The sequence below is a fragment of the Streptomyces sp. CLCI03 genome (assembly GCF_053615355.1).
In genome coordinates this window covers 1,502,770-1,525,053 of the sequence record NZ_CM132132.1, presented here as the reverse complement: position 1 = coordinate 1,525,053, position 22,284 = coordinate 1,502,770, and the positions used below count along the sequence as shown (strand labels likewise).

Below are 22,284 nucleotides of genomic sequence, written 5' to 3'. Positions count from 1 at the left end.
ATTGTGCCCATCATGCGAGCCGCCCTGTTCGTCACCTGCGTCAACGACGCGCTCTACCCGCGGACCGGCATCGCCGTCGTACGCCTCCTGGAGCGGCTCGGGGTCGGCGTGGACTTCCCGGCCGCCCAGAGCTGCTGCGGGCAGCCGCAGTACAACACCGGCTACCGGTACGAGACCGAACCGCTGATGCGGCGCACCGCGCGGGCCTTCGCGGGACACGAGTACGTGGTCACCCCCTCCGGATCCTGCGCCGCGATGATCCGCGAGCACTACCCGCGCATCGGCCGGAAGGCGGCGGCGGAGGGGCGCGGCAGCGAGCTCGCCGACGCGGCCGCCGCGCTCGCGCCGCGCGTGTACGAGCTGACCGAGTTCCTGGTCGACGTACTCGGGGTGACCGACGTCGGCGCGTACTTCCCGCACACCGTCACCTACCACCCCTCCTGCCACGGCCTGCGCGGCCTGGGGCTCGGGGACCGGCCGCGCCGGCTCCTGGCCGCGGTGAAGGGGCTGGACCTGGTCGAGCTGCCCGGCGCCGAGGAGTGCTGCGGCTTCGGCGGCACCTTCGCCGTCAAGAACCCCGACGTCTCGACCGCCATGGGCACCGACAAGATCACGGCAGCGGCCGGCACCGGAGCCCAGGTGCTGTGCGGCGCCGACAACTCCTGCCTCGCCCACCTCGACGGCCTGCTCCGCCGCGCGGACAGCCCGATGCGGGCCCTGCACCTCGCCGAGATCCTGGCCGCCACCGAGGAGGAACCGCTGCCGTGAGCGGTACGTACCTGGGCATGCCCCCCTTCCCCGCCGCCGCACGGGAAGCCGTACGGGACGAGGTGCTGCGCGGCAACCTCCGCCGCGCCACCCACACCATCCGCGACAAACGCGCGCGGGCCGTCGCCGAACTCGCCGACTGGGACCGGCTGCGCGCCGCCGGCAAGGCCGTCAAGGACCACACGCTGCGCCATCTCGACCACTACCTGCTGCGGTTGGAGGAAGCGGTCACGGCGGCCGGCGGCGCCGTCCACTGGGCCGCCGACGCGGACGAGGCCAACCGGATCGTCACGGAACTGGTCCGCGCCACCGGCGAACGGGAGGTCGTCAAGGTCAAGTCCATGGCCACCCAGGAGATCGGCCTCAACGAAGCCCTGGAGGCCGCCGGGATCGCCGCGTACGAGACCGACCTCGCGGAACTCATCGTGCAGCTCGGCCACGACCGCCCCTCCCACATCCTGGTCCCGGCCATCCACCGCAACCGGGCCGAGATCCGCGACATCTTCCGCACCGAGATGGGCGACTGGGGCCGACCGGCCCCCGCATCCCTCGGCGACGACCCGCGGGAACTCGCCGAAGCGGCACGCCTGCACCTGCGCGAGAAGTTCCTGCGCGCCAAGGTCGCCGTGTCCGGGGCCAACTTCATGGTCGCCGAGACCGGCACGATGGTCGTCCTGGAATCCGAGGGCAACGGCCGGATGTGCCTGACCCTGCCCGAGACCCTGATCTCCGTCGTCGGCATCGAGAAGGTCGTGCCCACCTTCCGCGACCTGGAGATCTTCCTCCAGACGCTGCCCCGCTCCTCGACGGCCGAGCGGATGAACCCGTACACGACGATGTGGACAGGCGTCACGGACGGCGACGGGCCCGCCGCCTTCCACCTCGTCCTCCTCGACAACGGCCGCACCGACACCCTCGCCGACGAGACCGGCCGCCAGGCCCTGCGCTGCATCCGCTGCTCCGCCTGCCTCAACGTCTGCCCGGTCTACGAACGCGCCGGCGGCCACGCCTACGGCTCCGTATACCCCGGCCCCATCGGCGCCATCCTCAGCCCCCAACTGCGCGGCACCGAAAGCGAGATCGACGCCTCGTTGCCCTACGCCTCCACCCTGTGCGGCGCCTGCTACGAGGCCTGCCCCGTCGCCATCGACATCCCCGAGGTCCTCGTCCACCTCCGCGAACGGGTCGCCCAGGGCGGCCCGGTGACCCGCGACGGCATCCGCGTCACCCTCCGCCCCGCCGACGGCCACACCGCCGAACGGGCCGCCATGCGCGCCGCCCGGCTGCTCCTGGACCACCCGGGGGCCCTGCGCGCCGGGGAGCGCCTGCTGGCCAGGGCCCGGCGGCTGGCCCCCCGACGGCTCCCCGGGGCCGGGCGGGCCTGGACCGACAGCCGCGAACTTCCCACCGTGGCGGCGGAGTCCTTCCGCGACTGGTGGGCCCGGGAACGGAGCACCCCGCGATGAGCGGCAAGGACCGCATCCTGGGCCGCATCCGCCGGGCACTGCCCGACGGCCCGCCCCCCGACGGCCCGTCCACGGAGATCCCCCGCGACTACCTCCATACCCACGGGGTCCGCACCCCCGCCGAGCGGGTGGACCTGCTCGCCGCCCACCTCACCGAGTACCGGGCCGTCGTCCACCGCGCCGACGGCGAGGAACTCCCCGCACTCCTGAGCCGGCTCCTCGCCGAGCGGGGCGCCCGGTCGGTGATCGTCCCGCCCGGCCTGCCCCCGCAGTGGCTCCCGGCCGAGGGCCCCACCCGCGTACCCGACCACGAGACCTCCACCCCGTACGAACTGGACCGGGTCGACAGCGTGGTCACCGGCTGCGCCCTGGCCGTCGCCGAGACCGGCACGATCGTCCTCGACGGCGGCCCCGACCAGGGTCGGCGCCGCATCACCCTGATCCCGGACCACCACATCTGTGTGATCCGGGTCCCGGACCAGGTGGTGGACTCCGTCCCGCAGGCCCTGCCGCTCCTGGACCCGACCCGCCCCCTGACCTGGATCTCCGGCCCCTCCGCCACCAGCGACATCGAACTCGACCGGGTGGAGGGCGTCCACGGCCCCCGCCGACTGGACGTGATCCTGCTGGCGGCGGCGCCCGGGACACAATGAGGGCATGGCATCGCACATCGCCCTCACGGCCCTCCTCGTCCACGACTACGACGAGGCCATCGACTTCTACACCCGCGCACTCGGCTTCGACCTCGCCGAGGACACCCCCCGCCCCGACGGCTCCCGCTGGGTCGTGGTCCGCCCGCCCGGCGCCACCGAATCGGCCCTCCTGCTGGCCCGGGCCAAGGACGACGCCCAGCGCTCCCGCGTCGGAGACCAGACCGGCGGCCGCGTCGGCCACTTCCTGTACACGGACGACTTCGCCCGCGACCACGCCCGGATGACCGCCGAGGGCGTCCGCTTCATGGAGGAGCCGCGCCACGAGGCCTACGGCTCCGTCGCCGTCTTCGAAGACCTGTACGGCAACCGCTGGGACCTCCTCCAGCCCGCCTAGCCCGCCAGCCTCGGCGCCTCCCGCGCGGCATCGACGGCCGGGCCCCCGTCCGCCACCCGGCCGGCCAGCTCCTCGGCCCACCGGACCAGGCCCGGCACGTCGACCCCGTACGGGCTCCCGTCCAGCCCCTCGATCCCGGCGGCCCCGCGCCGCAGCAGCCGCGCCCCGCCGACCGTGTTGCCGCGCGCGGCGTGCGTCAACCCGACGGCGAGCTGCGCGAGCCCCCGCCAGAGGGGAGCCGCGGCCTCCGGCCCCGACTTCCAGGCGTCCTCGAACACCTCGTGCGCGTGGAACGGCATCCCGGCGTCCAACAGCCGCTGCGCCTCCCGCACGGTCTCCTCCGGGGAGCGCACCACCCCCTCGGGCTGCCGCTCCACCCCGGCCTCCCCGTAGGCGAGCGGCCGCCCCAGCCCGTCCCTGGGCCGCGCGCTGCGCGCTCGCCCGTCGACATCCCGATCCCGTGCGTTCACCACCCCATCCTGCCCCGCTCCGATTACCCGTGCATGCACACCCCTCGGCGTGGGGTAATGTTCTGCATGTGCCGCCGGGCAGGGGGAAACCCCAGGTCGAAGGCACAACGGGACGTGGCGCAGCTTGGTAGCGCACTTGACTGGGGGTCAAGGGGTCGCAGGTTCAAATCCTGTCGTCCCGACTCGAAAGAGTCGCAGGTCAGGGGCCGTTTTGGAGTAATCCAAAACGGCCCCTTGATCGTTTTTGGGGACCAGTTGGGGACCAGGGCGGCTAGTGTGGGTCAGGCGGCGGTGACGGCCGTGACTGGCAGCGAACGAGGTGCACGGAGCACCATGAGGTGCGCAGACAGGGCGGCACCAGCTGCCGTGATCTGGCCGGCGTCGGGGTGCAGGTAGCGCTGAGTGGTGGTCAGCGAGCCGTGTCCGGCGATCTTGCGCAGGACGTGAAGCGGCACGCCGGCGTCGGCGAACCAGGTCAGTCCGGTGTGGCGCAGGTCGTGTCGTCGAAGGTGCTCGAAGCCGAGCTCGGTGACGACGTTGTCCCAGTGGGTGGCGTCGCGCAGGACGGCGGTGGAGATGCGTCCGCCGCGGGGGCCGAAGAAGATCCGGGCGTCGGGGCTGTTGCCGGCGGCTGTGAGCGGTCATCCAATTCCCTACTTCCGGCAGGTCCGGCGTCAGTCAATTCCCCACCCTCGTGGTCACGTTTCCCCATGAGGGCGGTGAACGTGGCCGGCAGGGTGATGGTCCGCGGTTCCGGGCTTGTGTTCCCCGTTTCGGGTGGTTTGGTCGCTGCGTCGTCTTCTCTTTCGATTCCTCTGGTTTCCCCATGGGCATGCCGGAGCCGGGTTGAGGGGCCTGACCATCTCGGAGTTGCAGTCGTCCCTCGGCCTACGGGCCGAGAGGTCAACGGACACGCGGGATGGCAAGGAGAACGTTCACCGTGGTCGACATCATCGAGATCTACGTCCACTGGTATGCGGGCCGCTCGAAGAGCCAGGTCGGGGCATCTTTGGGGCTGGACCGCAAGACGGTCAGGAAGTACCTGCGACCGGCCGAGCAGGCCGGGATCACCCCGGGCGGGCCACCGATGGGCGAGGCCGACTGGGCCAAGCTGATCAGGAGCTGGTTCCCGGAGCTGGCCAGCCGACGGCTGAACCAGATCACCTGGCCGGAAATCGAGCACCACCGTGACTACGTCAAAAGCCTGCTCGAGACCACCACCGTCACCACGATCCACCAGCGGCTTCGCGACGAACACAAGCTGAAGGCGTCGTTGTCGTCGTTTCGGCGCTGGGTGCACGAGAACCTTCCCGACGAGGCGGCCAGGTCACGGGTCACGGTGCTGCGGGACGAGGTCGAGCCGGGCTCGGAAGCTCAGATCGACTACGGGTTTCTCGGGCAGTGGATCAACCCGGGCACCGGGAAACGGCACCGGATCTGGGCATTCGTGATGGTGCTGCCGTGCTCGAGGCACATGTTCGTACGCCCGGTGATCTACATGGACCAGAACGCCTGGACCGAGGCCCACGTCGAAGCGTTTCGCTACTTCGGCGGTGTTCCGCGCCGGTTGGTGCCGGACAACCTGCGGACGGCTGTGGACCGGCCCGATCTCTACGACCCGAAGATCAACAAGTCGTACAGCGAACTCGCCTCCCACTACGAGACCCTGCCGGATCCGGCCAGGGCCGCGCATCCGAAGGACAAGCCGCGGGTCGAGCGGCCGATGCCCTACGTCTGTGACTCGTTCTGGAGCGGCCGGCAGTTCACCTCGCTCGAGCAGATGCAGGCCGAGGCCATCACCTGGGCGAGGAACGTCGCTGGCAAGCGGCAGTGCCGGCCGCTGGGCGGGGCCGCCCCGCTGGCGGTGTTCGAAGCCGTCGAGGCCAAGGCCTTGCTCCCGCTGCCGGACAAGCCGTTCGTGCTGGCCCGCTGGTCCGCCGCCACGGTCGGCCCGGACATCCACATCAAGGTCGGCCGCACCCTCTACTCGGTGCCCTGGAAGCTGATCGGCCGAAAGGTCGACGTCCGCTCCACCGCGACCATGGTCCAGGTCTTCCACGAGGGCGATCTGGTCAAGACCCACGCAGCCTTGGACCAGGGCAAACGCACCGACAAGGGCGACTACCCGCCGGAGAAGATCGCGTTCCAGATGAAGACGCCGATCTGGTGCCGCACCCAGGCGAGCGAGGTCGGTGACGCCTGCCGGGAGGTCATCGACCAGCTCCTGGAAGTCAACGCACTCTACCGTCTCCGCGCCGCCCAGGGGATCCTCGGGCTGCGGAAGAAGTACGGCGACGGCAGGCTCGAGGCCGCCTGCACCAAGGCCATCACGGTCGGCGACCCCTCCTACCGCACCATCAAGGGCATCCTGATCGCCGGAACCGAGACCGACCCGGAACCCGAGACCGGCGACGCGGGCGCCGCGGCCTTCCTCCACGGACCGGAGGGGCTGTTCGCCGCCGCCATCCCCACCCAGACAACAGACGAACTCCACGGTGACCAGGGCCGCGACGACGCCCAGGAGGCCGCTCGATGAGCGTGATGGACACCGCCTTGCGCGAGTCCCTCAAGGCCCTGAGGCTCTCCGGGATGCTGGAGACGCTCGACGCCCGTCTGGCCCAGGCCCACGGCGGCGAGCTCGGCCACCTCGACTTCCTCCAGGTCCTCTGCCAGGGCGAGATCACCCGCCGTGAGACCGTCGCCTTCCAGCGCCGGCTCCAGCGGGCGAAGTGCGAACAGCAAGTCACGCTCGAGGAGTTCGACTTCACCGCCTCCCCGAAGCTGCCTGCAGCCCAGATCCGTGACCTGGCCGCACTCCGATGGCTCCACGCCGGAGAGTCCGTCATTTTGTTCGGGCCGGTCGGGGTCGGGAAGACCCACGTCGCCCAGGCCCTGGGCCATCTCGCGATCCGCCTGGGTGCCAACGTCCGCTTCGCGAAGACCAGCCGGATCCTGGCCGAGCTGGCCGGCGGCCACGCGGACCGGACTTGGGAGAAGCGGGTTCGGGAGCTGGTCCGCCCGGATGTCCTCATCCTGGACGACTTCGCGATGCGGCAGCTGACCGCGGCCCAGGCTGACGACCTATACGAGCTGGTCAGCGAACGGCAGGGCCGGTCCCTGATCGTCACCAGCAACCGGGCACCCAGCGACTGGTATCCGCTCTTCCCCAACCCCGTCGTCGCCGAGTCGCTCCTGGACCGGCTGATCAACACCAGCCACCAGGTCATCATGAACGGCCCCAGCTACCGCCCGAACAAGCGCCCCAAGAACCCGACGGACAAGCCGCCGACCAGCTAGAAGGACCAACTCAGACTGTGTGAGAGGGTCGTGCACATGGTCGAGTCCTGGGTCTTCACCGACAGCGCCGTGCCCGCTTCGGCCGCCACGGCGCTGGACGTACTTCAAGAACGGATCGCAGCCGGGCGCCTCGAGACCTGGCTGACGAGCTCGCGCGGCCGTTCCCTGGCCATCAGCAGCAACACCGACCGCGCGATGGTCATGCTCCTCGATGATGAGGCCGATCCCGGCGAGCACGCCCTCAGCCCCGGCGCCAACGGCTCGAGCAGCGGCTTTGTCCTGGCGAACGGACAGCACGACGAGTACCCCGACGAGGACACCGTCCCTCTCACAGAAGCGATGCGGATCGTCCGCCACATCCTCACAACAGGTGTTCCACCCACAGACGCTGCTTGGGCGATCGACCGCTGACGAGGCCAGCACCTGGGGAATTACGTGAAGTCAGACCTGGGGAAATGAGTGACCGTCCACAGCCGTATCGGCAGCAACGGCTCAATCGACCATCACAGTTCATCCGAGACGATCCACGGACGAGACTCCCTCTTTCCCACGGCCAGACCAACGAGCATCGACAGGCACACCTCGACCGGCTTCTGTCAGGACCTCTAACATCGCGACTTATGATCACGGTTGCCAGCTGGAATGTTCTGCACCGCGTCCACGCCGAGAACTGGGGCGAGGACGTCCTGAGGGGTTGCCCGGCCGAGTCTGAGCGGATCGCCGCGGTTACGGCGTTGCTGGTGGGACGAGACGAGCAAGTCATCGCCCTGCAGGAAGTTAGCGGTGACCAACTGGCCAGCCTCCGCCTTGCCCTGGCCGGCCGGAGTATCCACGCGTTGAGGTACCCGCGCGTCCCAGCACCGCGCCACGGGAGCTGCTCGCTGCACGACCCCGAGGAGTACCTCGTGCTCCTGGTCGACGGACCGAGCCGGGAGGTCGCTGCCGAGTCCTTCGAGGACGACCCGGGGAAGGGCGCGCTCGCCGTCGAGACCGCCGGAACGCTGATTGTCGCCACGCACGTGAGCGGCGATCAGCGGCGCACGCGCCAGCTGGCACGCCTGGCCGAATTGGCCGCCTCTTCGCGGGGATACGCAGCAATACTTCTTGGGGACTTCAACACCGACCGTGCCACCGTAGCGTCGGCTCTGGGTACTTGCTTCGCCGTCGCGGACCTCCCGCCGGACGGCCTGCCGACACGGCCGCGCACGTCAGGCTCGAAGTCGCAGTGGATCGACCACGTGGTCGTGCGGGGCGCTGTTGTCAGCAACGCAGCGGTCGAGAGGATGGAGGGCCTCTCGGACCACAATCTGGTCCGCGCGACCGTCACCATGTGAGCTGGGCAACGAGCGGGGGAAGAGACCCGACAACGAGTCACCACCGCCCCTTGCTCGACAGGCCCGAGCTGCACGGTCCACCCCCGTCGGCCGACTTTCTCGACCTCGATGAGGGTTGCGCTCTCCCGGAGACGTGACAGCGTACCGAGGAACGGCGAACAGCCAAGTCAAGACAGCCCTCGTCCATGGTCGGGTCGGATTCAGTGCAACGCGAGGATTCCGGCCTCGCGCGTCGACGGCGGGGGACTCTTCGGGGTCGCCGCTCTCCCGGATCTTCGCCCAGTACCGCTTGAGCTGCGACATGGTGGCGTTGACCTGTTCGAGGGCGGCCGTGGATGGGTGGTCAACGTTGCGTCCACAGCCGCCTTCCAGCCGACGGCGTACTTCGCCGTCTATGGCGCGTCCAAGACCTTCGTGCTGAACTTCAGCCTCGCGCTCCGCCACGAGTAACGGCGGCGCGGCATCCGTGTGCTCGCGCTCTGCCCGGGGCCGGTGGAGACCGCGTCGGGCCGGTCCGGCATCCGGCATCCGGCGGAATGAAGCCCGCGCCGAAGCCCCCGAACATCTGTGCCAGCGGCAGGGCCGCCACGCCCGCAAACGGTGGCGGCGGATGGACGCCATTACGGCGCAGGCCGGTCCGATCGTCCCGCCCCCCAACTCCCGGCCGCCCCGGGTTCAGGCATCAGCCGCCAGTCGAAGAGCATCAGCTCCCGCTCCCAGCCGGGCGATCTGGCCAAAGCGTCGGCGGCCTGGGGCACGTGCAGAAGACAGCGGTGGCGCAACAGCTCGCGCCGGTCGGTCAGCGCGACGGTGAAGGACGCGTGGTCCGGATCGCAGCCGGGCCCGGGTCCGCCGGGGGTTCAGGAACATCCGCGCTCACCTCGCCTGCCCGACCCGTGTTCCCAATCCCCGAGGCGCCGGCACCGGACGGCCACCCGGCGCCAAGAACAAACCTGCTGCGCTGGCAGGTGCGGGAGAGGGCGCGGCGGAAGGCGGACCCGAGCCTGGGTGCTCGACTTCCAGAGCATGTACAGGGCGGCCGGGGTGCCCGCGGAGTCGGCGGGCGTGATGCGGCAAAAGAATACCGGGCTCAAGCACGGCCTGGCCGTTGACGTGTTGTGCATGGTGATCATGGTGGCGGTTCTCGCCGTGTCCGTGCACGACAACGCCGCTGCTGTCGCTGGGCGTTCGGTGGTCATCGAGTCACCGGGGCTTGGCCCTTGGCTCATGATCCTTCCAGACATCCGACCACGAGCCATCCGTGGAACTACGTAGATTGCCGCCCTAGTTTCCCGGTTCCCGCATCCCGGTGGGACGTCGACGTTCTACTCAGAGGGAGGCGCGTGAGGTGATGTCCGTTTCGCTCCTTCGGGAGGGGCAAGCGGGCTGGCCACGGCGTCACCGGGCGGCTCCGGCCGCGGCTGGGTGAACAAGCCTTGCTCGGTCTCGACCACGACTGATCCGCAGATCCCACGACCACCTCCGAGATCAGTCGCGGCCTACAGCAGCGCTGCCGCTTCGATTGCTCACGGGAAGATCGCGCGCCAACGGGAGGCCTGCCGCGTGTCCCTCCGACATCGGTCGCAGCCAGCAGCAGTTCAAGTACGTTCACGCAGACGGTTCCTCTTCCGGTCGGCAAAGCAGTTTGCTCTCTTGACGTCCGATGCTTTCTCATGATCTCGGAAGCCGTACAGGGAGGGCGGGATCATGAAATGGCGATGGGACAGGCAGCACCGAACGCAGAAGGGGTTCGGCGGAGCGGAGGCGCCGGAGAGCCGGGTGCTGCGGCACTGGGGCCTTCAGGGCGTGGAGTGGTGGCCGTGGCTGCGCCGCTCGCCGGTGGCCGTCGACCTGCTCGCGTGGTGGGGACACGCGGAGGCCTACCGGGCCCTGGTCGGGGAGGATGCGTACCAGGAGCGGGGGCGCGAGCTGTTGTCCCGGGCGTCCCCCCCCGTGACTGCGCGGCGGCGGGCATGGGGTGCGAACGGCGCATCGACCGGGCGTGTCGCACTCCGGAGATCTGCGCTCTGGAGCCGGCCGCGCCGGGCCGTCGCGAGGGCCCGGCGCCGGGAGCGTGCAGCGGTTTCTACGGGGACACCTGGCTGAGGGTGAGGTTCAGCCCTGACGACCGGCATCGTGCGGTGTCCTGTCGTGAGGACGAGAAGTGGGCATCTCGCCTGTGGGTGGACGGCGTCCAGGTGGAAGCGGACGTGGCCCTGGACTTCGGGGGCCACTGGCAGGGGAACCGGTTCTACGTGGTGCAGGCCATGGGCCCGGACGACCATCCGATGCAGAGATGGGGCCCGGGAGGGGGCTGGATCGCCTCGTTGCTGATCCACGATATCGAGCGGGGCGCCTCGCGCCTGCTCGTGCCGGAAGACACCGAGGCGTGGACCGATCCCCTCGTCGTCCTGACCGGGGACGAGTTGAGGATCTACGCGGACCGGGCGGCCCACGACGCCGACGAACCCGGCCGTGTGCTCCGCCTCGGCGAGGCCGTCGCCGACGACGGCACCGAGCCCGGGACCGACGGCTACTGAAGGAGGGCAGCCGGAATGCAGGGAAAGGTGTCGTAGGGAAGCCGAGCCGGGTGGCCCCGGACTTGTTCCGCACCCGCTTCATGTCGTCTTCCAGCAGCGTCCCCTCTCCACCAGGTTCAGCCACGACGCGCTGGTGGGTGTGAAGTGCAGGTGGAACCGCGGGTGCGCCAGCAGCCACTTCTTCCCGTCCGGTGTCTTGTGGGTGGCGTAGTTGTCGAGGATCAGATGGACCTGGAGGTCTGCGGGCACTCCCTTGTCGAGCTTGGTCACGAACTTCTCGACCTCGGCCGCGCGAAGATGACTTGCCCGTGGCGACTTCCAGGGCCGCGTAGAGGGTGGTGGTGCCGGCGCGGATGTAGTCGTGGCTGCGGCGTTCTGGAACGCTGGGCATCATCGCGGGACCGGCTTGGACCGGTCCAGGGCCTGGATCTGCGGCTTCTCGTCCACGCAGAGGACCAGGGGCCTTCTCCGGCGGGTCGAGGCAGAGCGCGACGACGTCGCGGGCCTTGTCGATAAACAGCGGGCCCGTCAGACAGCTTGAACGTGTGCGACCGGTGCGGGGCCAGGGCGAACGCCGCCAGATCCATGAGACCGTCCACTGCGACATGCCCGTGGCCGCGGCCATCGACCGGGTCGAGCAGTGCGTCACACGACACACCTCAGACCCAGGTCACTAGCGCAGGGCAGGCAGCGACGCTGCCGGTGTGCTGGCAGCTGCCGCTCCGCTGCCGGATGTGGTGGCCGAGCTGACAGTGGCGCGAGGTGTTACAAGACGTTAAAGGGGAACGCCGCCGACCGGTGCTTGCCGCTCAGCCGACTCGTGCAACCCTGCCGTTGTACGCTGCCGGGCTGCCGACACCAGAGCTTGTATCACTGCTTGGTCGGCACTCATCTCGGGGTGCCACTGCACGCCCAGGGCGAAGTGGTGCCGGGTGCTTTCGATGGCCTCGACTGTGCTGTCTTCGGCGTAGGCCGCGACCGCCAGGCCTGCGCCGAGGAGGTCGGCTGCCTGGTGGTGGTGCGTGGCCACCTGTCTGGTCCCGGGCAGGAGTGCGGCCAGACGGGTGCCCGGCACGGTGGTGATGGCATGTGGCGCGAAGAGTCCGAGATACCCGTTGTGGGCGTCGTGACCCACCTTCTCGGGCAGGTGCTGGATCAACGTGCCGCCCGCGTGAACGTTCATCAGCTGCATGCCCCTGCAGATTCCGAGGACGGGAATGTCACGGTCCAGACTGTTCTTGAGGACAGCGCGCTCCCACCGGTCGCGGGCGGGGACCGGAGTCCCCGCACACGGGTGGGGCTCGGCCCCGTACAGGGTGGGATCCAGGTCCTCACCTCCGGCGAGGATGACGCCGTCCAATCGCGCGATGACGTCCGCCGCCGCGCCCGGCGCATCGGGCGGCAGAAGGACGGCCCGGCCTCCGGCAGCCTGAACGCATGTGGCGTACGCCGCGGGCAGCAGTGCGGCGGGCAGCTCCCACTCTCCCCACCGCGCGTCGGTGAGGTAAGTGGTGATTCCGATAAGTGGCTTGCGCACGCAGCGCCCCTTTCCCATGCAGCAGTCAAATCCAGTCAGATGACTGACCGCCCCCTGAAACCCCGGCCCGGCGACGGTTGCGGGCAACGCTGCACGGTGGGGCGCCAGGGCTCCGTTGCACGGACGGCGGTGCACGGGTGCACATCGCGGCATGGGTAAGGGGACGGCCACGGCACGGAGCGAGACGGGTCACGCCCCTTGCCTGGTGGCAGAATCCTGCTGGCGTTCCTCCTTAAGCACAAGAAATGACATCTTCGTGTGAGGTAAGTCAGGCTTAACCCATGCAGATGCCAGATCCCCGCTTGCTCGCCACCTTGGAGTCCGTGGTGCGCCACGGCTCGTTCGCTGCCGCCGCCGGCGAACTCGGTTACAGCGCCCCCGCCGTCTCTCAGCAGATCGCCGAACTCGAACGCCGCGCAGGCCTTCGAGTCTTGGAGCGCCGTCCCGTGCGTCCCACGCCCGCCGGCCAGGTCCTCCTCGATGCCGAACAAGGGGTACGCTCCGCGCTGGCCGCAGCTGCCCTGGAACTCGACGCCCTGCGTGCCGGCACGTCCGGGCGGATCCGGCTCGGCGCTTTCGCCTCGGCCGCCACGAGCATCGTCCCGAAGGCTCTCGCGCAGTTGCAAACGTCGTACCCCGACGTCCGGGTCAGCCTCTCGCAGCTGGAGCCCGAGGCCGGCTACGGTCGGATCAAACGGGGAGACGCCGACCTTGCCCTGACTTATGACTACGACTTCATTCCCCAGCCGCCGCCGCGCACACTGCGCCGGACCCTGGTTGCACGGGACCCCGTCGTGGCGGTGCTTCCCGCAGGCCACGAGCTGGCCAGCCGGGAGGTCATCGACCTGGCGAGCCTGGCCGGCGAGACGTGGGTCGCCGCGCCCGAGGCCGCGCTGCGGCTGGAGCTGCTTGCCCAGCTGGCCAAGACATCAGGCTTCGAGGCCCGACTGGAGTACGAGGGCGACGACTTCAACACCATCCTGGGCTGCGTTGCCGCGGGCCTGTGTGTCGCGGTACTGCCCCGCTTGGCCCTGCCCCGCGGTGTGGCCAATGTTGTCGCGAGACCGCTGGCCAACCCGGAGCTGACACGGTTCATCTACACCGTACGCCTCGACACCCGCCACGCCCCCGAAGCGCTGCTGGCGCTCGAGCGAATGCTGACAACACAAGTCCGGGCAGTCATGGCCTGAGCCCCCGACCAGCCGTTCGGCGGTGCACTGACACATTCGATCATTTGTGAATACATACATCGTGGCGCCCGCCCCAGGTCGGGTGCTGCCAAACAATCGCCCTCGGGAGGCTCCTGGGGAGCTGACCGCTGTCGTGTAGTGACGTGACGCGGAAACCTCTTTCCGCATGAGCGCTGCCGTGATTCGACGTGGCGACATCGTGGCGCTGACTGATCACCGGTCTCGTGGCCGCGAACATGGCAGCCCGGCGTGGGCATGAGCGTCGCCCCCCGACATGGACGCCTCGGCGGTGGAGGAACACCGCCGACAGCCGATCACGCCGGTGGGCGGTCGACCTGGACTGGACGAGACCGATCAGGACTGGCCATGGGCATGAAGACCCGATCGCCGCCGGCCACGACCGAGTCGAGCCATGCGCCCGCCACGATGAGTACTCCCGCCGTGCCCGGCCGTCCCTGCCGGCTCGCAACCCGAGGCCCAAGCACGCGCAGGAAACGGGTGGCGGCTGTGAGCGGGCGCATCATGAGGGTGAGGCGTCGGATACGGCCCTCATCGTCGAGATCGAGATACTGGGTTTCCTCCAACCGCAGGCGACCGACATGACCCGCGGCGCGCAGGACCGCGTGCTGTCCTTCCTGGAACTGTGCCTCGTAGTGGATGCCGGTGAACACTTCGAACACGCTCGTCAGGAGTTCCTCGAGTTCACGGTGCCCCCGAAACGTGAACCGGTCCGTCAGTGGCGAAACGAGCTCAACGTCCTCGGACATAGCGGCTACTGCCGCTCTCGCATCCCCCGCCTCGCCGGCCATTCGCCAAGCTGCGACGTGATCAGTCATGCCATCCCCGCAAGGCGCTCGGCAATGACGAGAGTGCTGGGCGCTGCGCGCCCGCCCGGGCCCGGCTGATCCGAGACCCCCTCCGGACGAACGAACCGCTGGGGACTCGCGGAGTACTCGACCCGTTCCAGCACATCGCCGTCCACGAGTCTGTCGAGCCGATTCTTCAGCAGTGCGCGGGGCACGCCAAGGTCGCGTACCGGATCCTCAAAAGTGTCAATACCGAGAGAGATGTCGCGCAGGACCAGCGGAGACCACCAGTCACCCATGACATCCAGGGCGCGCGACAGCGAACAGGGGAACGCTGCGAATGAGGCACGAGGCATGGCCACAACCTAGTGCATTCAGATTCTGAATGCCCTCACTTAGCCCTTCGGTGGCTGCTGCGTTGGGGCAGCTCCTGGAATTACTATCACTCACGCGGGCGCGAGATCCCGCACTTTGCGTGCGACCGGTGGGTTTGTCCCGAGCTGCATCGGGCGGCAGCTTCCTCATGGCGTGATAGAGGTCTCGGCGAGGGCGATGCCGGCGCTCCCTTGGCGGCAATGCCGATGGTCCTGCCAGTGCCCCACCGATTCGGTCCGCGAATACTCTGCCACCCGACTCGCGTGGTGATCAAGTGGGAGTTTCCGAGTAATACCGATGGAAAAAAACGACCATTTATGGTCGTGTTATGTTTGCCGGGCGCCGCGGCCGTGGGCCTCGGATCGGTATCCGGGGCGCGCCCCTGACGGAGCTACAGCGGGTGGGTGGTAACCGTGCACGCCTTTCTCCGCCGCACTGCGGCGGACCGGGCCGAAGCAGGCTTTACGGGGCTGTATCCGCACGGAAACCAGCAAGCGGGGCGACCGCCGACCATGCCCGAGTGGACCGCTGAAACAATGCCCATCGCCTTGCCCTGATTCCGGGCGGGAAATATCGACGAAATGGAATGACTGGAATGACTCGCCATCAATACCGCTGCTCAGTCCGTTGGTCGGACATGGACGTCTACGGGCACGTCAACAACGCCGTCTTCCTCACCTATCTTGAGGAGGCGCGCAGCGACATACTCGGCAGCCAGGCCGCCACCGCCGGTGTGGACACCTTCACAGCGGGCTGCGTGAGCGCGAAGCACGAGATCGAGTACAAGGCACCCTTGGAGTGGCGCGAAACGCCAGTCACCGTAGAGGTCTGGGTCACCGGCCTCAGGGCGGTGTCCTTCAGCCTTGCCTACGAGGTGAAGGACGAAGGGACTCTGTACGCGAGGGCAGCCTCCACGATGGTTCCCTACGACCTGGAGGGCAAGCGCCCGCGGCGCCTCACCGAGGCTGAACGCGCTTACCTCACGGGATTTCTGACGCAGCAGTGACCGCTTGACCGGGCCGGCCCGGTTCACCCCCGCAGGGGCGACGACCGCTGACATGGGCGACGACCGCCTGCCACGCCCGAGTGGACCCGCTGAACAAGTGCCATCGCCATACCGTGATGCGGGCAGGAAACAACGAAGAAATGAAATGACTCGAATGACATCCCTGCTGCTCGTCCTGGGGGGGCCTCGCCGTCTCAATCCGTCCCCGCCCGCGGCTCATCCGTCGTGTTGCGGGATGAGTAGGTCTCAACCTCCTATGAGGCAGGAAGTCTGACCCGCCTCACTCGCATAGGAAAGAAACAAGTGAAGAATCGCTTTGTCCCCTTCTGTGTTGTGTGTCTGTTGAGTCTGAGTGCGTGTTCCGCAAATGGTCAGGGAATGCAACCCGCCGAGACGTCGGCGAGCACAACTCAGGCGACACTGTACCCGAACACGGATGCAGGTTTCCGGAAGCTGATCATGGCTGTACGTTTTGACGAGGATGTGGTGGCTTCACTGAAGCCGAACTCCGCTGACTACGCAGCGGTCTTCGAGCCGGAGTTCGCGGCCAAAGCCGAGAAGATGTACGAAGAGTGGATCTGGTCCAAGCCCCCCGCCGCGCTTGACGTCGCCCCTGAAAAGACCGAAATCGAGATGGCGAAGGCTACCACGGACGACCTCAGGAATTGGGCGAATCAGCCTAGTGAAGAATTCCCTCTTGGGTATGAGAAGGTGGCCCCTTACTTCAAACCGGGAACGACGATCTACCGGTGGAAGTATCTGGAGCCAGGCGAAGTTCTCGGTAAGGCGTACGACGGAATGGCCTACGTCAATGGGCGCTGGGTGTGGTTCCCGAAGCTGTGGCGCGTCCTCGACTAGCCCTGACCCAAGACCTGTTCCCGTGGTGAGGCATCATTGGCCTCGGGTCTGGGGCGGGGACGTCCTGCGCGCTGGTCAGTGGTTGCGCCTGGCGGCCGCCCGGTGCCGCGGGCGCCTGCGATCAGTCCGCCCGGGGTGGCTCAGGGCGCCCGATGTCGCCTGCGCCGGTGCCGAACTGGTTGAGCTTGTTTGTCAGGCCGGCTCCGCTCTGGTCGTCGACTGCAGCGCGGTTCCGAGGCCCGTTGAAGAGGCGGGAGACGGGGGGTCTACCGCCGCGCGCAGTAAGCACGGCTTATCCAACACAAAGGTGTCTTTACTTGCGCTTACTTCTGTGCGATTGCAGGATTCTGCCGCGAGCAGGAGCGGAGTCGCACGTGCCACCTGCCGCAAACCTCTTCGTCGAGCAGCGCACGTGGTTCCCGTGTGTGATGTCTGCTCCCGAGTCCGGATATGTCACCTCCTCGCAGGCCGAGGTGCGACCGACAACCCGGGCGGGGGCGGAGCAGACAGAGAGCACCGGCGGGCGCCCTGCGTGCAAGAAGGGACAACGAGTGCACCCACCGCTACGGTCGGCCGTTCCCGTACGGTCGGCCGTCAGCCCGCGAGGGAGTCGCGGCCAGCGGCAACTACCTCGGGGAGTGCCGACTTGGGCTTGGTCCTCTTCATCGGAGCGGACCGGTGCAGGCACCTCGTGAGTGCGTGGGGACCAGGTCTCACGGTCAGTGTCGGCGGCGGGCGTCGGGCGTCGGGGCCAGCGAGTCCTGCCTGTAGCCGAGAGTAGTCATCGACGCCTGGTGAGCTGCGCTCCGTCCGTCTCGTGACGAGGGGCCGAACCAGCAGGCGAGGAGACGGCTTGCCGTGCCAGCTGCCGGATGGATGCGATCTGTCGCCGAATTCTCCAAACAGTTGAGCGTTTGACCTCTGATGTTCACGCTTTACCTGTCAAGTGCCCTGAGGCACGGCCTCGGGCCCCACCGATTCAGAAGCGAGTCGAGCATGGTGCGTGTCCGTTCATCCTTGGCACAGTTGCCCGCCTACGTCCCGGGCCGCAAAGTGCCCGGTGCGGTGGTGCTGGCCAGCAACGAATCCCCCTACGGACTGTTGCCCGGTGTAGCCGCAACGCTTACGGAGCTGGCCGGCGGCATGTCGCGCTACCCCGACCTGAGCGCCACCGCACTCGTGCAGGCGATAGCCGGGCACCACGAGGTCGAGCCGGAGCGGATCGCGGTGGGCGCCGGATCCTCGGAGGTCTGCGGACAGCTGCTGCACTCGGTCGTCGGCTTCGGCGACGAGGTCGTCTTCGGATGGCGGTCCTTCGAGGCGTATCCGATTCTCACGGCGGTGGCAGGCGGTGTGGCGGTACGGGTCCCGCTGCGCGACCATGCGCTGGACCTCGACGCCATGGCCGCGGCGATCACCGATCGGACCCGGCTGGTCTTCGTCTGCAATCCGAACAACCCCACCTCCACCGCGGTCGGTGAGCGGGCGCTCCTCGACTTCGCGGACCGTGTCCCGGAAGACGTGCTGATCGTCGTCGACGAGGCCTATCGTGAGTACGCGGATCCGGCGCTGGTCCCCGATGCCCTGGCCCTGCTCGGCGACCGCCCCAACGTGGTGGTTCTGCGGACGTTCTCCAAGGCCTACGGACTGGCGGGACTGCGCGTCGGCTACTGCGTGGCGCCGCCGTGGATCGCCGCTCATGTGCGCAAGGCGCAGGTACCGTTCAGCGTCAGCGCCCTCGCCCAGGAGGCCGCCGTCGTCGCCCTCGGCGAGCGCGCGGAAGTCGCCCGGCGGGCCGCCCTCACGGTCGTCGAACGGGAGCGCGTGACTCTGATGTTGCACGCGCTGGGCTTCGAAGTCCCCGACTCCCAGGCCAACTTCGTGTGGCTACCGCTTGCGGACGAGAGCGCTGACTTCGCCGTCCACTGTCTTGGCGGGCACGTCGTGGTACGCCCGTTCCTCGGGGAGGGCGTCCGGGTGACGATCGGACTGCCGCAGGAGAACGAGGCTTTCCTCGATCTCGCCGCGACCTGGAGAGGCTGAAGGCCGTGCGCCCTGGTCCTTATGAGCGGCATCGCGAACTGCTTCAGCAAGCCGTGCGGGCCCTCGCCGCCGGTGAATGCCGGCGGCCCTTCACGGAGGCGACCGGACAGGATGCTGCCGACGCGGGGATGAGATCGGTCCGAACAGCTGGGAAGGTCTTCGGCTCCCTGCTGGGACGGCCCTTCGATCTCGACCAGCCCGGCGAGCTGGGCCGGGTGTGCACCGAGTCCTCGCCATACGGGATCGGCATGGGCATCAGTTACCCGCGATGCGACCCCGCAGCTCTGGTGGCGGCTGCCGCTCAGGCGACGGCCGGGTGGCGCGCAGCCGGGCTCCGCCGACGAGCCGGGTTGGCCGTGGAGATACTGCGCCGGCTGAACACTCGCAGCCATGAGCTGGCCCTTGCGGCGCAGCACACCACGGGGCAGCCGCCGCAGGCGGCGTTCCGGTCCGCGGGGCCGCGCGCCCAGGACCGTGCGCTGGAGGCCGTGGCCCTTGCCTTCGCGGAGTCGGAGCGCGTTCCGGCGGACCTGAGCTGGGAGAGCGGCCAAGGGACCCAAGGGAGCGGGCAACCGTCGCCGATGCGGGGCACCAGCACCCTGGTGCCCCGCGGAGTGTCGCTGCTCATCGGTTGCCCCGACTATCCGCTCTGGAACGGCTACCCGGGTCTGTTCGCCAGCCTGGTGACCGGCAACCCGGTGATCGTCGCCCCGCATCCGCGTTCCGTGCTGCCGCTGGCCATCACCGTGCGCGTCGCCCGGCAGGTGCTGGCGGAGGCCGGCCACCCACCGGACATCGTGACCCTCGCGGTGGCGGAACCAGCGGAACGGCTGCACGAGAGGCTGGCCACGGACCCGGGGGTGCGCATCGTCGACTTCACCGGATCGGCGCAGTTCGCCGGCTGGCTGAAGGAACACGCCCGCCAAGCCGCCACGTTCGTCGACCGGACCGGCCTGAACACGGTGATCGTCGACTCCACCGGTGACTACCGGGATCTCGTGCGCGGTCTGGCCCACTCCCTGTGCCGGTGCAGCGGCACGGTCCGCACCACGCCGCAGAACATCCTGGTGCCGACGATGGGCATCGCGACCGATGAGGGGCACAAGAGTCTGGGGGACTTCGGCGCCGACCTGGGCGAGGCCGTGGATCGCCTGCTCGGGCATCCCGCACGTGTGGCCAGGCTGCTGGGCGCGATCGCCAGCGATACGGTGCGGGCGGGGCTGGCGGAGGCCACGCGGTACGGCACCGTGCTCCATGCCTCCGGAGCGCTGCGCCATCCGACTCATCCGGCCGCCGATGTGCGCAGCCCCCTGCTCGTCCGGCTGGCGGCGCAGGACGAACGGATCTACGCCAGGGAGTGGCCGGGGCCCGTCTCATTCCTTGTCGGTACCGACTCGACGTCGCACAGTCTGGCGCTCTTCCGCCGCACGGTGGGCCGCCACGGGGCGTCGTACGCCACCGTGCACTCGACCGACCCGCTGGTGCTGGCGGTCGCCGAGACGGCAGCACTGGACGCCGGGGTGCACCTGGTGCAGAACCTCGCAGACGACTTCCCCGCGGACCCCTCCTCAGCGGGCGCGGATTTGCCCCCCGAGGGCGCCCACTTCGTCACCGGGCGGTTCCGGGTGGTGCGGTCTCGGCAGCATGCGGCCGGGACCGCCCCGGCTCCTGTCGTGGAGGCGGCCCCGAGACCGACCCCCATCGGGGCTGCGGAGTCGCCTCGGGCTCCGGCGCCGGCCGCGGGTTCCGCTGCCGCGCTGGTCGACGTCTGAGTGACCGAGCGGTCAGGCAGTCCAGTGCGTCCCGCGTCCCCGCACCTCGTCGAAGACCAGCCAGGTACGGGTCGAGCGCACTCCCGGTACCGCCTGGATGCGCTCCAGCACGACCCGGCGCAGCACCGAGTTGTCCGGAGTGCGGACCAGCACCAAGACGTCGAAGTCGCCCGCAACGAGGGTGACATGCTCGACGTAGGGGATCTCGCGCAGTTCCCGGGAGGTGTCCCGCCACGCATTCTGATCGATCGTCAACGTCACGTACGCGCTCGTGCCGAGGCCGGCACGCTGCGGATTCAGCTGCGTGCTGAAGCCCGTGATGACCTCCTCGGCCATCAGCCTGTTGATACGCGTGTACGCGTTGGCGCGCGAGATGTGCAGCTTGTCTGCGAGCGCCTTGATCGACACCCGGCCGTCGTCGAGGAGCCCGGCCAGGATCTGCCGGTCGGTGTCGTCGAGCCGGACGGCAGTTCGTCCGGTCATGGACTCCGCAGGTGTGTTTTGCTCGGACACTTTGCCCTCCTAGAGCGCGTCGTTCGGCAGTCCGTCGCTGGTTCGCCTGAAACCTTGAACAGATATTCCGCAATGGCGACGATACTCGCGTCAAGTGTCCAGAGAAAGTGAGTGGCCTCCATGCCCGTGAAGAACCTTCGCCAGACGGTCCAGGGCCTCCTGCCGTCCCTCACGCCGGTGCGGTTCGTGGCCGAGGACGGCACGCCGGTGGCCAAGCCCGCGCCCGGCTACACAGAGCCTGCGCCGGAGGCGCTGCGCGAGGCCTATCGGCGGATGGTCGTGGGACGCCGGTTCGACACCCAGGCCACCGCGCTGACCAAGCAGGGGAGGCTCGCGGTCTACCCGTCCAGCCGCGGCCAGGAGGCCTGCCAGATCGGCGCCGTGCTCGCGCTGCGCCCGGACGACTGGCTGTTTCCGACCTACCGCGACTCCGTGGCCCTGGTCGCCCGGGGCATCGACCCCCTTGAGGTGCTGACGCTGCTGCGCGGCGACTGGCACTGCGGATACGACCCGGCCGCCACCCGCGTCGCCCCCCAGTGCACCCCGCTGGCCACTCAGGTGCTGCACGCGACCGGCATGGCGGAGTCGTTGCGGCGCACAGGCGGAGACGGTGTGGCGATGGCCCTCGTCGGGGACGGGGCGACCAGTGAGGGGGACTTCCACGAGGCGCTGAACTTCGCTGCCGTCTTCCGCGCGCCGGTCGTCTTCTTTGTGCAGAACAACAAGTACGCGATCTCCGTGCCGCTGGCCCGGCAGTCCGCGGCCCCCGCCCTCGCGTACAAGGGCATCGGACACGGGATGCGTTCCGAACAGGTCGACGGCAATGATCTGGTCGCCGTGCTGGCGGTGCTGACCGCGGCGGTCGAGCACGCCCGTGCCGGGCACGGACCGGTCCTGGTCGAGGCGCACACCTACCGCATGGACGCGCACACCAACGCCGACGACGCGACCCGTTACCGGGACGCGGCGGAGGTCGAACGGTGGAGTGCCGCCGATCCGGTCAGCCGTCTTGAAACGTACCTGCGGGCCCGCGGCGCCCTCACCGACGAGGATGTCGCGGCGGTGCGGGAGGAGGCCGAGACCCTGGCGACAGAGCTGCGCGGGGGCATGAACGAGGAGTCCGTGCCCGACCTGCTGGAGCTCTTCGACCACGTCTACGCCGAGCCGACTCCGCAGCTGCGCGAACAGCGCGCCCTGCTGGCGGCCGAGCTGGCCGAAGACGCCGCTTCCCCCGCACTCGACACTCAGGAGAACTGACGGCC

The 22,284-nt window shown here is 68.9% G+C and carries 20 protein-coding genes, 1 tRNA gene and 2 pseudogenes; 17 read left to right on the top strand and 6 right to left on the bottom strand.

The window, feature by feature from the left end:
• The first annotated feature begins 12 nt into the window (after window positions 1-12).
• The 4 genes from ACWG52_RS06970 to ACWG52_RS06955 are packed head-to-tail and all read left to right on the top strand — an operon-like array spanning window position 13 to window position 3,281.
• Window positions 13-768: a (Fe-S)-binding protein gene (locus tag ACWG52_RS06970; protein ID WP_389813634.1), complete on the top strand. Its 756-nt coding sequence runs from the start codon at window positions 13-15 to the stop codon at window positions 766-768.
• Complete coding sequence (locus ACWG52_RS06965) at window positions 765-2,234, top strand: lactate utilization protein B (protein ID WP_389813637.1); 1,470 nt, start codon at window positions 765-767, stop codon at window positions 2,232-2,234. Before ACWG52_RS06970 ends, ACWG52_RS06965 begins: the two co-directional genes overlap by 4 nt.
• Window positions 2,231-2,887: a LutC/YkgG family protein gene (locus ACWG52_RS06960; RefSeq protein ID WP_389813640.1), complete on the top strand. Its 657-nt coding sequence runs from the start codon at window positions 2,231-2,233 to the stop codon at window positions 2,885-2,887. The genes ACWG52_RS06965 and ACWG52_RS06960 overlap by 4 nt, the downstream gene beginning before the upstream one ends.
• Window positions 2,888-2,891: 4 nt before the next feature.
• Window positions 2,892-3,281, top strand: a complete 390-nt coding sequence (locus ACWG52_RS06955) for a VOC family protein (RefSeq protein WP_389813642.1) — start codon at window positions 2,892-2,894, stop codon at window positions 3,279-3,281.
• Here ACWG52_RS06955 and ACWG52_RS06950 read toward each other — a convergent pair.
• The gene (locus ACWG52_RS06950) at window positions 3,278-3,751 is read right to left on the bottom strand and encodes a DUF309 domain-containing protein (RefSeq protein ID WP_389813645.1); all 474 of its coding nucleotides are present in this window, start codon (window positions 3,749-3,751) and stop codon (window positions 3,278-3,280) included. The two genes, ACWG52_RS06955 and ACWG52_RS06950, sit on opposite strands and share 4 nt — an antisense overlap.
• Window positions 3,752-3,859: 108 nt before the next feature.
• Between ACWG52_RS06950 and ACWG52_RS06945 the strand changes: the two genes are divergently transcribed.
• Window positions 3,860-3,933: transfer RNA gene (locus ACWG52_RS06945), tRNA-Pro, on the top strand.
• Window positions 3,934-4,032: 99 nt separating this feature from the next.
• Here ACWG52_RS06945 and ACWG52_RS06940 read toward each other — a convergent pair.
• A pseudogene (locus ACWG52_RS06940) lies at window positions 4,033-4,380 on the bottom strand (tyrosine-type recombinase/integrase); the annotation flags it as partial.
• Between the two features lie 311 nt (window positions 4,381-4,691).
• Here ACWG52_RS06940 and istA point away from each other — a divergent pair.
• The 6 genes from istA (at window position 4,692) to ACWG52_RS06910 (ending at window position 10,922) form a co-directional block, all read left to right on the top strand.
• The gene (istA, locus tag ACWG52_RS06935) at window positions 4,692-6,287 is read left to right on the top strand and encodes an IS21 family transposase (RefSeq protein WP_453128198.1); all 1,596 of its coding nucleotides are present in this window, start codon (window positions 4,692-4,694) and stop codon (window positions 6,285-6,287) included.
• On the top strand, window positions 6,284-7,048 hold the full coding sequence (gene istB / locus ACWG52_RS06930; protein WP_453128196.1) for an IS21-like element helper ATPase IstB: 765 nt from the start codon (window positions 6,284-6,286) through the stop codon (window positions 7,046-7,048). The genes istA and istB overlap by 4 nt, the downstream gene beginning before the upstream one ends.
• Before the next feature lie 36 nt (window positions 7,049-7,084).
• On the top strand, window positions 7,085-7,459 hold the full coding sequence (locus ACWG52_RS06925) for an Imm1 family immunity protein (protein ID WP_453128194.1): 375 nt from the start codon (window positions 7,085-7,087) through the stop codon (window positions 7,457-7,459).
• A 209-nt stretch (window positions 7,460-7,668) separates the two neighbouring features.
• On the top strand, window positions 7,669-8,382 hold the full coding sequence (locus ACWG52_RS06920; RefSeq protein ID WP_453128192.1) for an endonuclease/exonuclease/phosphatase family protein: 714 nt from the start codon (window positions 7,669-7,671) through the stop codon (window positions 8,380-8,382).
• Window positions 8,383-8,721: 339 nt separating this feature from the next.
• Complete coding sequence (locus ACWG52_RS06915) at window positions 8,722-8,832, top strand: SDR family NAD(P)-dependent oxidoreductase (RefSeq protein ID WP_453128190.1); 111 nt, start codon at window positions 8,722-8,724, stop codon at window positions 8,830-8,832.
• Between the two features lie 1,691 nt (window positions 8,833-10,523).
• A complete protein-coding gene (locus tag ACWG52_RS06910) occupies window positions 10,524-10,922 on the top strand; it encodes a hypothetical protein (protein ID WP_453128188.1) in 399 nt (132 codons plus the stop codon).
• 102 nt (window positions 10,923-11,024) lie between these two features.
• On the opposite strand, the pseudogene ACWG52_RS06905 reads toward ACWG52_RS06910, so the two are convergent.
• Both ACWG52_RS06905 and ACWG52_RS06900 read right to left on the bottom strand, forming a co-directional pair.
• Window positions 11,025-11,568 (bottom strand): annotated as a pseudogene (locus ACWG52_RS06905) (IS630 family transposase); the annotation flags it as partial.
• Window positions 11,569-11,697: 129 nt separating this feature from the next.
• Complete coding sequence (locus ACWG52_RS06900; RefSeq protein ID WP_453128186.1) at window positions 11,698-12,459, bottom strand: gamma-glutamyl-gamma-aminobutyrate hydrolase family protein; 762 nt, start codon at window positions 12,457-12,459, stop codon at window positions 11,698-11,700.
• A gap of 281 nt (window positions 12,460-12,740) precedes the next feature.
• Between ACWG52_RS06900 and ACWG52_RS06895 the strand changes: the two genes are divergently transcribed.
• Complete coding sequence (locus tag ACWG52_RS06895) at window positions 12,741-13,649, top strand: LysR family transcriptional regulator (RefSeq protein WP_453128184.1); 909 nt, start codon at window positions 12,741-12,743, stop codon at window positions 13,647-13,649.
• Window positions 13,650-13,963: 314 nt separating this feature from the next.
• Here the strand turns inward: ACWG52_RS06895 and ACWG52_RS06890 are convergent, their stop codons facing one another.
• Window positions 13,964-14,416, bottom strand: a complete 453-nt coding sequence (locus ACWG52_RS06890; protein WP_386088926.1) for a hypothetical protein — start codon at window positions 14,414-14,416, stop codon at window positions 13,964-13,966.
• Window positions 14,417-15,416: 1,000 nt separating this feature from the next.
• Between ACWG52_RS06890 and ACWG52_RS06885 the strand changes: the two genes are divergently transcribed.
• The 4 genes from ACWG52_RS06885 (at window position 15,417) to ACWG52_RS06870 (ending at window position 20,509) form a co-directional block, all read left to right on the top strand.
• The gene (locus ACWG52_RS06885; protein ID WP_453128182.1) at window positions 15,417-15,836 is read left to right on the top strand and encodes an acyl-CoA thioesterase; all 420 of its coding nucleotides are present in this window, start codon (window positions 15,417-15,419) and stop codon (window positions 15,834-15,836) included.
• Between the two features lie 378 nt (window positions 15,837-16,214).
• The gene (locus ACWG52_RS06880; RefSeq protein ID WP_453128180.1) at window positions 16,215-16,694 is read left to right on the top strand and encodes a hypothetical protein; all 480 of its coding nucleotides are present in this window, start codon (window positions 16,215-16,217) and stop codon (window positions 16,692-16,694) included.
• A 996-nt stretch (window positions 16,695-17,690) separates the two neighbouring features.
• Window positions 17,691-18,737, top strand: coding sequence for a histidinol-phosphate transaminase (locus ACWG52_RS06875; protein WP_252308840.1), 1,047 nt, complete (start codon window positions 17,691-17,693; stop codon window positions 18,735-18,737).
• The gene (locus tag ACWG52_RS06870; RefSeq protein ID WP_453129046.1) at window positions 18,725-20,509 is read left to right on the top strand and encodes an aldehyde dehydrogenase family protein; all 1,785 of its coding nucleotides are present in this window, start codon (window positions 18,725-18,727) and stop codon (window positions 20,507-20,509) included. The genes ACWG52_RS06875 and ACWG52_RS06870 overlap by 13 nt, the downstream gene beginning before the upstream one ends.
• 12 nt (window positions 20,510-20,521) lie before the next feature.
• On the opposite strand, the gene ACWG52_RS06865 is transcribed toward ACWG52_RS06870, so the two are convergent.
• Complete coding sequence (locus ACWG52_RS06865; protein ID WP_453128177.1) at window positions 20,522-20,992, bottom strand: Lrp/AsnC family transcriptional regulator; 471 nt, start codon at window positions 20,990-20,992, stop codon at window positions 20,522-20,524.
• Window positions 20,993-21,142: 150 nt separating this feature from the next.
• On the opposite strand from ACWG52_RS06865, the gene pdhA reads away from it, so the two are divergent.
• Window positions 21,143-22,279 (top strand): pyruvate dehydrogenase (acetyl-transferring) E1 component subunit alpha, encoded by a 1,137-nt coding sequence (gene pdhA / locus ACWG52_RS06860; RefSeq protein ID WP_252308838.1) that lies wholly within the window; start codon window positions 21,143-21,145, stop codon window positions 22,277-22,279.
• The last annotated feature ends 5 nt before the right edge of the window (window positions 22,280-22,284 follow it).